General features: G+C 70.7%; 9 protein-coding genes. 3 read left to right on the forward strand and 6 right to left on the reverse strand.

The features are described 5' to 3' along the window. The 3 genes from A7A76_RS11815 to A7A76_RS11825 all read right to left on the reverse strand — a co-directional run. The coding region (locus tag A7A76_RS11815) for an ABC transporter permease subunit (RefSeq protein ID WP_206411370.1) at positions 1–1,025 on the reverse strand (1,025 nt) is incomplete at its 3' end. Further along, a complete protein-coding gene (locus A7A76_RS11820; protein ID WP_206411371.1) occupies positions 952–1,308 on the reverse strand; it encodes a hypothetical protein in 357 nt (118 codons plus the stop codon). The genes A7A76_RS11815 and A7A76_RS11820, both read right to left, overlap by 74 nt. A 46-nt stretch (positions 1,309–1,354) precedes the next feature. Beyond that, a complete protein-coding gene (locus A7A76_RS11825; protein ID WP_206411372.1) occupies positions 1,355–2,014 on the reverse strand; it encodes a hypothetical protein in 660 nt (219 codons plus the stop codon). A 280-nt stretch (positions 2,015–2,294) separates the two neighbouring features. On the opposite strand from A7A76_RS11825, the gene A7A76_RS11830 reads away from it, so the two are divergent. Next, on the forward strand, positions 2,295–3,080 hold the full coding sequence (locus A7A76_RS11830) for a hypothetical protein (RefSeq protein WP_206411373.1): 786 nt from the start codon (positions 2,295–2,297) through the stop codon (positions 3,078–3,080). 52 nt (positions 3,081–3,132) lie between these two features. Here the strand turns inward: A7A76_RS11830 and A7A76_RS11835 are convergent, their stop codons facing one another. From A7A76_RS11835 to A7A76_RS11845, 3 genes are all read right to left on the reverse strand, one after another. Then, positions 3,133–4,497: an XVIPCD domain-containing protein gene (locus A7A76_RS11835; protein ID WP_206411374.1), complete on the reverse strand. Its 1,365-nt coding sequence runs from the start codon at positions 4,495–4,497 to the stop codon at positions 3,133–3,135. 43 nt (positions 4,498–4,540) lie between these two features. Continuing rightward, a complete protein-coding gene (locus A7A76_RS11840) occupies positions 4,541–5,218 on the reverse strand; it encodes a hypothetical protein (protein WP_206411375.1) in 678 nt (225 codons plus the stop codon). A gap of 189 nt (positions 5,219–5,407) precedes the next feature. Next, entirely contained in the window at positions 5,408–5,992 is a 585-nt protein-coding gene (locus A7A76_RS11845; protein WP_206411376.1) for a TetR/AcrR family transcriptional regulator, read from the reverse strand. A 170-nt stretch (positions 5,993–6,162) separates the two neighbouring features. Between A7A76_RS11845 and A7A76_RS11850 the strand changes: the two genes are divergently transcribed. Together A7A76_RS11850 and A7A76_RS11855 are read left to right on the forward strand one after the other, a co-directional pair. Next, positions 6,163–7,251, forward strand: coding sequence for a hypothetical protein (locus tag A7A76_RS11850; protein WP_206411377.1), 1,089 nt, complete (start codon positions 6,163–6,165; stop codon positions 7,249–7,251). A gap of 107 nt (positions 7,252–7,358) precedes the next feature. Further along, on the forward strand, positions 7,359–10,521 hold a 3,163-nt coding region (locus tag A7A76_RS11855; RefSeq protein WP_206411378.1), incomplete at its 3' end, for an efflux RND transporter permease subunit.

Raw genomic sequence — 10,521 nt, forward strand, 5'->3', positions numbered from 1 at the left:
AGCCACAGTCGGTCGGGCCACGGCGAGGCCGGCGCGGCGTCGCCCGTCGCCGCCACCGGCGCGCGCGCGCGAAAGCGCAGGCACATCGCGCGCTGCCACAGCCACGCCAGCGGCCGCAGCAGGCGTTTGCCGGCGCGGGTGCGGCGGATCAGCTCGTACACCCACGAGCGCGGCCGCTGCTGGCTCGCGGTCTGTTCGCTGCGGAACTTGTCGGCCCAGGCCACGATCGGGCGGAACAGCAACTGGTCGCACAGCACGATGGTCAGCGCCATCGCCGCGACCGCCCAGCCGACCGCGGCGAAGTTCTGCTGCGCGATCGCCAATGCCAGGTACGAGCCGACGCCCGGCAGCGTGACCGTGGTATCGCCGACGGTGATCGCTTCGGAAGCGACGATGAAGAACCAGCCGCCGGACATCGACATCATCGCGTTCCACACCAGCCCCGGCATCGCGAACGGCGCGTCCAGGCGCCAGAACCGCTGCCACGCGCTGAGCCCGAAGCCGCGCGCGACCTCGTCCAGATCGCGCGGCAAGGTGCGCAGCGACTGATAGAACGAGAACGCCATGTTCCAGGCCTGGCTGGTGAAGATCGCGAACACCGCCGCGCATTCGGCGCCGAGTTGCCGACCCGGAAACAGGCCCAGGAACGCGGTCACGGTGAAGCTCAGAAAGCCCAGCACCGGCACCGATTGCAGGATGTCCAGCGCCGGCACGATCAGGCGCCCGGCGCGCGGACTCTTGGCCGCCCAGGTGGCGATGGTGAAGGTGAACAACAGCGACGCCAGCATCGCCGCGAACATGCGCAGTGTCGTGCGCAGGGCGTAGTCGGGCAGACGCGCGGGATCGAGCGAGATCGGATCGGCGTGCAACGCCGCCAGCGGCGCGCGGGTTTCCATCGCCGCATGCGCCAGCGCCACGGCGCAGGCGATCAGCAAAGCGAAGGCGATCAGGTCATAGACGTTGGGCCACCAGCGCTGGCGCAACAGCGCCGGCGGCAGCAGCGAGAACGGACGGAACACGGACATCGGCGTAGGCCTCGGTGGAGCGGAGCGAAGGCGCGCGGCGCGGCGCGCGCAGGGCGTGGCGTGCGATGGGTGTTCGTCCCGGCGGTTCGTCGGCGGCGCCGGCGCGCACCCAGCGGCATTCCAGCCGCCCGCTGGTCGGCGAGCGCCGCCATTGCGCGATCAGCGCAGCGTCGGGCTTGGCGGTTTCGCGCGCGCGCAGTTGCGCGCAGGCCAGGCGCAGCAGCGGGGCGAGGCCGCGCTGCGCGGTGCGGGCGCGGTGCAGGGGGAAGTGCAGCAGGGTCATGGCGTCCTCCTTGCGGTGAGTTCGACCGGTCGACGGGGCGCGGCGTTCAACGCAGCGCGAGATTGAAGCCCAGGGTCAGCCAGGGGCCGCGCGCATCGCGCTCGCGGTCGCCGAGCAGCAGGTCCAGGCTGGCCGCCGCGCCCAGCGCGCGGCGCAGTCCGAGCTGGCCGCCGAGGTCGCCGTGCGGGTCGGCGTAGAGCTCGGCCAGTGCGGTCCAGTCCGCCGCCAGCGCCTGTTCCAGGCCGATGCCGGCGGTGGCGCGGGCGCGGCCGCGGCGCGGCTGGTTCCAGCCGAGATTGACGTGCCACAGGCGCGGGCCGTTCGGGGCCGGACCGAGGGTCAGCGGCAGATTGAAATTCCAGCCGTCGTAGCGGCCGCCGCTCCAGTTGGCGCCGAGCGAAGCCGCCACGGCCCAGCCGTCGGCGGCGTGCAGCACGCGCTTGGCGCTCAGACCCTGCGCGGCCGCTGCGTGCGGCGCGGCGTAATCGCTGTGGCTCAGGCCGAGTTCGGTGCCGGCGATATCGCAGGCCGGCGCCAGGGTCAGCTCGCGCGCCGGCGCGGCCAGGCGCAGCCAGCTTTCGAGCTGGCACTGGCCGCGCTCGACGGTGGCGGCGTCGTCGACGTACAGGCTGGCGCCGGCGCGCGCGGCGCCGGCGTGCAGCAGCAACGCCACGCACAGGAAAAACAGGCAAAAACGAAAAGGCATCGGCGCGCTCCGGACGAACGGAACCGCCAAAGGCCACCGGGAAGCGGTCTTCGCTGGAACTGCAGTGCGTGGGAAAACGAGCGCGCGCCCACGCCGCGTCGGACGGGCGTGGGAGAAAGGCGATGCGGGTTACGTGCGACTCGGCTTCGTTCTGCGCGAACGGAGCCGACCTGGGACATCCCAGACCTGAAGCGATCCGTCAGCGCGAGCGCTGCAGCGAAGGTCTAGATCGACTGTCCAAGGGGGCCTCTGGTGGGCGGAAGGGAGGATTGCGGGGCGCATGATCCTCGCCGGATGCGCCCGGGTCAACCCTGCCGCGAGGGCCGCGGCGCGAGCCGCCAGAACCGGTTCAGTCGCGCGGCCGGCGGGGTGCTACACCGTTGCGCGGGCGCTGGGTTGGACGGATGGACGGCGCGGCGAACAGCGCGCCGGCCGGATCGATCGCGCGATCGCGGCGGCGACGCCAGCGCGCGCGCGCAGCGTTGCGCTGCTGGAATTCACACGCGCCGTCGCGCCGGAATCCAGGTTTTTTAGCGAATCGTTCACGCACGGCCGGCGCGATTGCGGTCACCATCGGCCGCAACCGACGACGGCGGGGACGGACATGGATTCGATGCTGTGGTTGCTGGTCGCGATGTGCTGCGCGTTCAACACCTTGGTCACGGCCAAGGTCTGGCGGGACAAGCGCGCGCCAACCTCCGCCCGCGTCGCAAAGACCCTGCTGGTGTGGCTGGTGCCGGCGCTCGGCGCGATCGCGGTGCTGATCTGGAGCGATTGGCCCCGGCCGCAGCTGCTGGGCGTGCGGATCGTGTCGGCCGAACGCGGCCGCCGCGGCTTCGGCAGTGCGGGCGCCAGCGGCGCCGCTGCGATCTGGCTGAATATCCAGATCGCATCCGGACACAACGGAGGCAGCGGCGGCGACTCGTACTACAGCGGCGACGCCGGCGGCGGTTTTCATGGCGGCGATGGCGGCGGCTGTCATGGCAGCGATGGCGGCGGCAGCTGCCATGGCGGTGACGGCGGCGGCGGCGATTGCGGCGGAGGCGGCGGCGGAAGTTGCCACTGATCCCGACCCGGCTCGCGCCGCGCCCGTCGCACGACGGACGCGGCGCGCCGGATCACACCTGCATGGGACGCGACTGCTGCTGCGCAGGCTCGGGCGTCGCCTTCTTCGCCGGCGCGTCCTCTTCGATCGCCCGGCTGGTCTGCGCCACCGGTTGCGCCGCGGCCTGGGCGGTGTCGGCGACGATGCGCTTGTGCGAAGGATCCTGCAAACCGCCTTCGACCGCGAACATCTTCTTGCCGTCCTGGCTCAACGCCACGTGGTCGATGCGGTCCAGCCCCGACACCTTGGCCTCGTAAGCGAGCATCGCCGCGGCGTTTTGCTTCTGTTCGGGGTTGAGGCCGGAGCGGCCGCCGAGCTTGTCGAGGCCGTCCATCGCCTGCTTGTACAAGCCATGATCGGGATTGCGCGGATCCGACAGCAGGGCCGCGCCGGCGCGTTCCGGCGCGGCGTTGGCCGGGCGCTGCGGCGGGGCGGCGTCGGGCTGCGCGGAGCGGGTCGGCGCGGCCGGGTCTTGTTGCTGCACCGCCTGCTTGATCGCCTTCAAGGTGTCCTTGTCGGCGATGCCGGTTTCCTTGAGCCCGTGCGTGCGCTGGAATTCCTCGACCGCGTGCTTGGTGCCCGGGCCGAAGCGGCCGTCGGGATTCAGCGGCTGATCGCCCGGCCCGTCGATGCCCAGGCGGGTCAGGTCTTTCTGCAAGGCCTTGACCTCGGCGCCGCGCTCGCCCTGGCTGAGCATGCCGTCGGCCATCGCCGCGCGCTTCTTGCTCGGTTCGGGCGTGCCCATCGTGGCGAGCTGGTCGAGGCTGATCTTGCCGCTGCGCACGCCTTCGACGAGTTCGGGCGTGATCTCCTTCGCCCACGACTGCGAGCGCTCGACCCGCGCGTCGGCGCCGTTGGGGCCGCCGTTGATGATCGCGCCGGCGCGGCGCGGATCGTCGCGCAGCGATTCGGGCACCTTGTCCTTCCAGTAAGCCACCGCCAGTTTCGCGGCGAGTTTCGGCTCGGCGGCCTGGTCCGGGTTGTTGGCCAGGTCGACGCCGAATTTTTCGCCGTAGCGCGTGTAGTTGTCGCGTCCGGTGTACTGGAAGTAGCCGCGGCCGTGGAAGCGCCAGCCGTCGCCGGGCTCGGTGTTGCCCAGGTCCTTGCGGTTCTCGTAGGCCATCGTGGCGATCCGCTGCGGATCCTTGCTGGCGATGGCTTCGCGGATTTCCTTCATTGAGAAGCGCTCGTCGGTCGAGCTGACGGCCTTGATGAGGTTTTCCGCCGAGCTGTAGTTGAGCCGCTCGTGCATGGTCTTGAAGCCGGCGGTTTCCACCGACGCGTTGCCCATGATGTTCGCGAGTTCCTTCGGGTTGGTGATGCCCGAGTCGATCGCGGTTTTCAGCATCAGCGCAGAGGATTGGTTGAAGGCGGGCATGCAACGCTCCTTGTTGGTGTAGGGCTCGGGCGCGGGGGCGCGCTCAGGGGGTCTTCTTTTTGTTCGCGCGCATGGCGTCCTCGATCCGCGCGGGATCGAAATCGGCCAGCGAGATCAGCGCGAAGTCCTTGGGGTAGGCCGCGGTTTCCTCGTAGCTGTCCAGATCGTCCGAGGTTTCGCTGGGCACGCTGTAGTGGCTCTCGGCGCGATCCAGGCGCCAGCCCGAGGTCTCGGCGGAATACTTGAAGCTGTAGGTGGTGCTGCTCTTCTCGCCCTGGTTGACGTAGACCAGGCTGTCCCTGGAGAGCTTGAGGTTGTCGCTGAGGTCCTTGGCGTTCTTGGCCACCTCGTTGAAGAAGCAGTCCACCACCTTGTCGCTGCTGGCGGCGACGGCGTAGGCGGACGCGTCCTTGCGCAGGATCAGCAACTGGCAGGGATACATCTGCGAGGCGTCCTTGCCGCCGTGGCGCACGATCAGCACGGTCTGCGGGTTGCCGTCGCCGAGCAGGTCGAATTCCTTGCGCGCCAGCAGCGTGTCGTCGGCCTTGACGTACTGGCCCAGGTCCAGCGTCGCGGCGGCCGGCGCCTGGCTTGCCGGTGCGGCGGCGGCCGGCGCGGTTTGCGCAGTTTGCGCAGATTCGGGCGACGGAGGCGCCTGCGGCGCCTGGCAGGCGGAACCCAGGAGGGCGGCGGCGACAGCGGCGAAACGGATCCTGCTCATGATCGTCCTTATCCAATGCGGGGTGTTCGGTGCGGCGCGCCTGCGGCGCCTGCGAGCGGCGCGCAGCCGGCGGCGGCCGCGGCGTTCCATCCTAGCCGGAGTCCGGGGCCTCGCGCGTGACGAGGCGGGTCCGATGCCGGAGCACGCGCAGGTCGGGCAGCGGATGCGTTTCAGCGCGCAGGGCATGGATCAGGCGTGCAGGATCGTGGCCTCGATCAGCCCGGCCAGCGTCGCCGCCGCATCGGCTTCCTGCACATGTCCCAGGCTCATCTCGCGCGACAGCGCTTCGCCGGCGCCGACGATGGCGATGCAGCGCCGGCGCAACTCGGCCTCGTCGACCTTCGCGTACGGCGCGAGCAGGCCGCGGTAGAACTCGACGTAGCCTTTGGTGAGTTCGCGCTGCACGCGCTCCATGTCCACGTCGCCCTTGAGCGCGGCGAAGATCGCGTGGCATTCGGGGCCGGCGGTGCGGAAGCAGCTCATGTAGCTCTCGCCCATCAGCCGCGCCACGTCGCCCAGGCGCTTGGGCGTGCGTTCGAAATCGCGCGCCGCGGTCGCGGCCTGGCGTTCGTCGATGCGCCGGTACAGCGCGATCAACAGGCCCGAGCGGGTGCCGAAATGCTCGTAGGCGATCGGCTTGCTGACGCCGGCGCGTTCGGCCAGGTAGCCCAGGGTCAGCGCGTCGGTGCCTTGCTCGCGCACGATCGCCAGCGCCGTTTCCAGCAACTGTTCGCGCCGTTCGGATTTGGGCAGGCGTTTGGCGGGGGCGTTCATGCGGCGGTTCTCGTGCGGGGGCGGGTGGTGCGGTCGGGATGGAAAGAAGTGCGAATCGCGCTTGACAGCGTGGCCGGGATTGTATCTTACTATTGGTAACTTACCAATCGTAGCTTGTGCCGGCGCCATCGGGGCGCGGCGCGGGCGCGGTGCCTACCCGGTCCGAGATCATGAACGCCCAGGTTTCCCCTGCTCAATCCGTTGCGCAAACCCTCACCCCCCATTCCGCGTTGGCGGCCGAGCATGCGCCGGTGCTGATCGTCGGCGGCTCTGGCGTGGTCGGCGCGCAGGGCGCGCAGGCGCTGCGCCGGCTGCATCCCACGCTCAAGCTGGCCATCGGCGGGCGCGACCGCGGCCGCGCCGAGGCCGTCGCCGCCGGCCTGCGCGACGCCGAAGCGGTGGTGGTCGATCTGCAGCGCGCCGACCTCGGCCTGCCGGCCGATGCGCGCTTCAGCGCGGTGGTCGTGTTCGTCAAGGACGAACGCCTGAACACGCTCAAGTACGCGCTGCATCGCCGCCTGCCGTACGTCAGCACCTCCAGCGGCTCGTTCGAGATCGCGCCGGAAGTGAGCTGGCACCTGCGCCATCCCGGCCGCTCGCCGATGCTGCTGGCCAGCCACTGGCTGGCCGGCGCGGCGACCTTGCCGGCGCTGCATTTCGCCGCGGCGCTGCGCAGGGTCGAGCGCATCGGCATCTTCGCCCTGCTCGACGAGCACGACATGGGCGGCCCGGCCGCGGCCGCCGACTACGAACGGCTGACCACGGCCGCGGCGGCGCAGATCCTCGATCGCGGCCAGTGGCGCTGGGTGCGCGGCGAAGACGCCGCCCGCGTCGGCACCAGCGTCGACGGCACGCCGATGCCGGCCTCGGCCTACTCGCCGATGGACGTGGTGAGCCTGGCCGCGGCCACCGACGCGCAGTCGATCCGGCTCGACATGGCCCTGGGCGAAAGCGCCAGCCGTCGCCGCGGCGAAGCGTTCTCCACCGAGATCGTGCTGGAGCTGGAAGGCGAAGACGCCGACGGCCGCGCCGTGCGCCAGCGCCACGAACTGGTGCATCCGCAAGGCCAGGCGCCGCTGACCGCGCTCGGCATCGCCCTGGGCGTGGAGCGCCTGCTCGGCCTCGACGGCGCCGCCGCGCCCGCGCCGGGGCTGTACACGCCCGACTTGCTGATCGACCCGGCGTATTTCCTGCGCCGCATGCGCGAGGCCGGCACGCAGGTGCGCAGCTTCGCCGTCGAAGACTCAGCGAACGCCTGAGCGCGCGCGCCCGCGCGGCGCCCGCTTCGCCGACTCCTGTCCGAATCCGGCCGGCGCCGCAGCGCCGGCCGCCCCCTCGTTTTGTCCGCGCAGCCCGGGAGGCCGCCATGGACGTGTCCCGTTACTTCATCGACCGCCCGATCTTCGCCGCGGTGCTGTCGATCCTGATCTTCGCCGCCGGCCTGATCGCGCTGCCGAACCTGCCGGTCAGCGAATACCCCGACGTGGTGCCGCCGACGGTGGTGGTGCGCGCGGTCTATCCCGGCGCCAATCCGCAGGCCATCGCCCAGACCGTGGCCACGCCGCTGGAAGAAGCGGTCAACGGCGTGCAGGACATGATGTACATGAAGTCGGTCGCCGGCACCGACGGCGTGCTGGTGCTCACGGTCACCTTCAAGCCCGGCACCGATCCCGACCAGGCCCAGGTGCAGGTGCAGAACCGGGTCGGCCAGGCCCTGGCGCGCTTGCCCGAAGACGTGCGCCGCCAGGGCGTGACCACGCAGAAGCAATCGCCGACGCTGACCCTGCTGGTGCACCTGGTCTCGCCCGACGGCCGCTACGACTCGCTGTACCTGCGCAACTACGCCACGCTCAAGCTTCGCGACGAACTCGCGCGGCTGCCCGGCGTCGGCCAGACCCAGATGTTCGGCAGCGGCGACTACGCCATGCGCGTATGGCTCGACCCGGGCCGGATCGCCGCGCGCGGCCTGAGCGCAGGCGATGTGGTGCGGGCGATCCGCGAGCAGAACGTGCAGGTCTCCGCCGGCCAGCTCGGCGCCGAGCCGATGCCAGGCGGCAGCGATTACCTGATTCCGATCAACAGCCAGGGCCGGTTGCAGAGCGAGGCCGAATTCGAGCGCATCGTGGTCAAGGCCGGCGACGACGGCGAGATCGTGCGCCTGTCCGATGTGGCCCGGGTCGAACTCGACGCCGGCGACTACACCATGCGCGCGCAGCTCGACAATCTCGACGCGGTCGCCATCGGCGTATTCGAAGCGCCCGGCGCCAACTCCATCGCCCTGTCGGACGCGGTGCGCGCGCGCATGGCCGAGCTGGCCGAGCGCTTCCCGCCGGGCCTGCAGTACCGCATCGTCTACGACCCGACCGTGTTCGTGCGCGATTCGATCAGGGCGGTGGCCACGACCCTGGCCGAAGCGGTGCTGCTGGTGGTGCTGGTGGTGATCTTGTTCCTGCAGACCTGGCGCGCGTCGATCATCCCGTTGCTGGCGGTGCCGGTGTCGGTGGTCGGCACGTTCGCGGCGCTGTACCTGCTGGGGTTTTCGATCAACACGCTGAGCCTGTTCGGGCTGGTGCTGGCGATCGGCATCGTGGTGGACGATGCGATCGTGGTGGTGGAGAACGTCGAGCGCAACATCGAACGCGGCTTGAGCCCGCTGGACGCGGCGCACCAGGCGATGAAGGAAGTGTCCGGCCCGATCGTCGCCATCGCCCTGGTGCTGTGCGCGGTGTTCGTGCCGATGGCGTTCCTGTCCGGCGTCACCGGCCAGTTCTATCGCCAGTTCGCCGCGACCATCGCCATTTCCACGGTGATCTCGGCGATCAATTCGCTGACCTTGTCGCCGGCGCTGGCCGCGCTGCTGCTCAAGCCGCACGGCGCGGCCAAGGATGCGCCGACGCGGCTGATCGACCGCCTGTTCGGCGGGCTGTTCGCGCCGTTCAATCGCGCGTTCGGCGCCGGCGCGCAGCGCTACCAGGCGGCGGTGGCGCGCCTGCTCGGCCGCCGCGGCGCGGTGGCGGCGGTGTATCTGGCGCTGCTGCTGGCGACCGCGGCGATGTTCCAGGCGGTGCCCGGCGGCTTCATCCCGACTCAGGACAAGCTGTACCTGATCGGCGGCATCAAGCTGCCGGAAGGCGCCTCGCTGGCGCGCACGGACGCGGCGATCCGCAAGATGAGCGCGATCGCGATGGCCACGCCCGGCGTGCACGCGGCCGAGGGCTATCCCGGCCTCAACCCGCTGCAGTTCACCAACACGCCCAACACCGGCACGCTGTTCTTCGAACTCGAGCCGTTGGCCGCGCGCACGCGCAGCGCCGAGGCGATCAACGCCGAGCTCAACGAAAGGTTCGCCGGCCTGCAGGAGGGACTGGCGTTCTCGTTCATGCCGCCGCCGATCCTCGGCCTGGGCACCGGTTCGGGCTATGCGCTGTACGTGCAGGACCGCGACGGCCAGGGCTACGGCGCGCTGCAGGGCGCGCTCAACGATTACAGCGCGGCGATCTCGCAGGTGCCCGGGCTCGGCTATCCGATCAGCACCTACCAGGCCAACGTGCCGCAACTGGACGCGCAGGTCGACCGGAGCAAGGCCAAGGCCCAGGGCGTGGCGCTGAGCGAGGTGTTCGACACCTTGCAGACCTACCTGGGCTCGGCCTACGTCAACGACTTCAACCAGTTCGGCCGCACCTGGCAGGTGATCGCCCAGGCCGACGGCAGCCACCGCGACAGCGTCGAAGACGTCGGCCGCCTGCAAGTGCGCAACCAGCGCGGCGGGATGGTGCCGCTGGCCTCGCTGGTGAGCCTGCGCGAGACCTACGGGCCGGATCCGGTAATCCGCTACAACGGCTATCCGGCCTTCGACCTGGCCGGCGAAGCCGACCCGCGCCGGCTCTCGTCGGCGCAGGCGATGCGCCGCCTGGCCGAGCTGGCCGAGACGACGCTGCCGCGCGGCATGCGCATCGAATGGACCGACCTGAGCTATCAGCAGGCGACCCAGGGCCGCGCGGCGCTGCTCGTATTCCCGCTGGCGATCGCGCTGGTGTTCCTGGTGCTGGCCGCGCTGTACGAAAGCTGGACCCTGCCGCTGGCGGTGATCCTGATCGTGCCGGCGACGCTGCTGTCGGCGCTGGTCGGGGTGTGGCTCGACGGCGGCGACAACAACGTGTTCGTGCAGGTCGGTTTGGTGGTGTTGATGGGGCTGGCGTGCAAGAACGCGATCCTGATCGTCGAATTCGCCCGCGAGCTGGAATCGCAGGGCCGCGGCATCGTCGAGGCGGCGCTGGAAGCCTGCCGCCTGCGCCTGCGTCCGATCGTGATGACCTCGGTGGCGTTCATCGCCGGCACCGTGCCGCTGCTGCTCGGCCAGGGCGCCGGCAGCGAAGTGCGCGCGGCGACCGGGATCACCGTGTTCGCGGGCATGCTCGGGGTCACTGTGTTCGGCCTGTTGCTGACCCCGGTGTTCTATGTGGCGCTGCGGCGCTGGGCGTCGCGGCGCTCGCCGCGGGCACCGGCCGCGGCGCCGGCGCCGAGGCCCG

Source organism: Lysobacter enzymogenes (genome assembly GCF_017168095.1).
Lineage (GTDB): Bacteria > Pseudomonadota > Gammaproteobacteria > Xanthomonadales > Xanthomonadaceae > Lysobacter > Lysobacter enzymogenes_D.

Coding starts and splice junctions, on each gene's coding strand:
- A7A76_RS11820 (WP_206411371.1), bottom strand. CDS start 1,308: ATGACCCTGCTGCACTTCCCCCTGCACCGCGCCCGCACCGCGCAGCGC.
- A7A76_RS11825 (WP_206411372.1), bottom strand. CDS start 2,014: ATGCCTTTTCGTTTTTGCCTGTTTTTCCTGTGCGTGGCGTTGCTGCTG.
- A7A76_RS11830 (WP_206411373.1), top strand. CDS start 2,295: ATGATCCTCGCCGGATGCGCCCGGGTCAACCCTGCCGCGAGGGCCGCG.
- A7A76_RS11835 (WP_206411374.1), bottom strand. CDS start 4,497: ATGCCCGCCTTCAACCAATCCTCTGCGCTGATGCTGAAAACCGCGATC.
- A7A76_RS11840 (WP_206411375.1), bottom strand. CDS start 5,218: ATGAGCAGGATCCGTTTCGCCGCTGTCGCCGCCGCCCTCCTGGGTTCC.
- A7A76_RS11845 (WP_206411376.1), bottom strand. CDS start 5,992: ATGAACGCCCCCGCCAAACGCCTGCCCAAATCCGAACGGCGCGAACAG.
- A7A76_RS11850 (WP_206411377.1), top strand. CDS start 6,163: ATGAACGCCCAGGTTTCCCCTGCTCAATCCGTTGCGCAAACCCTCACC.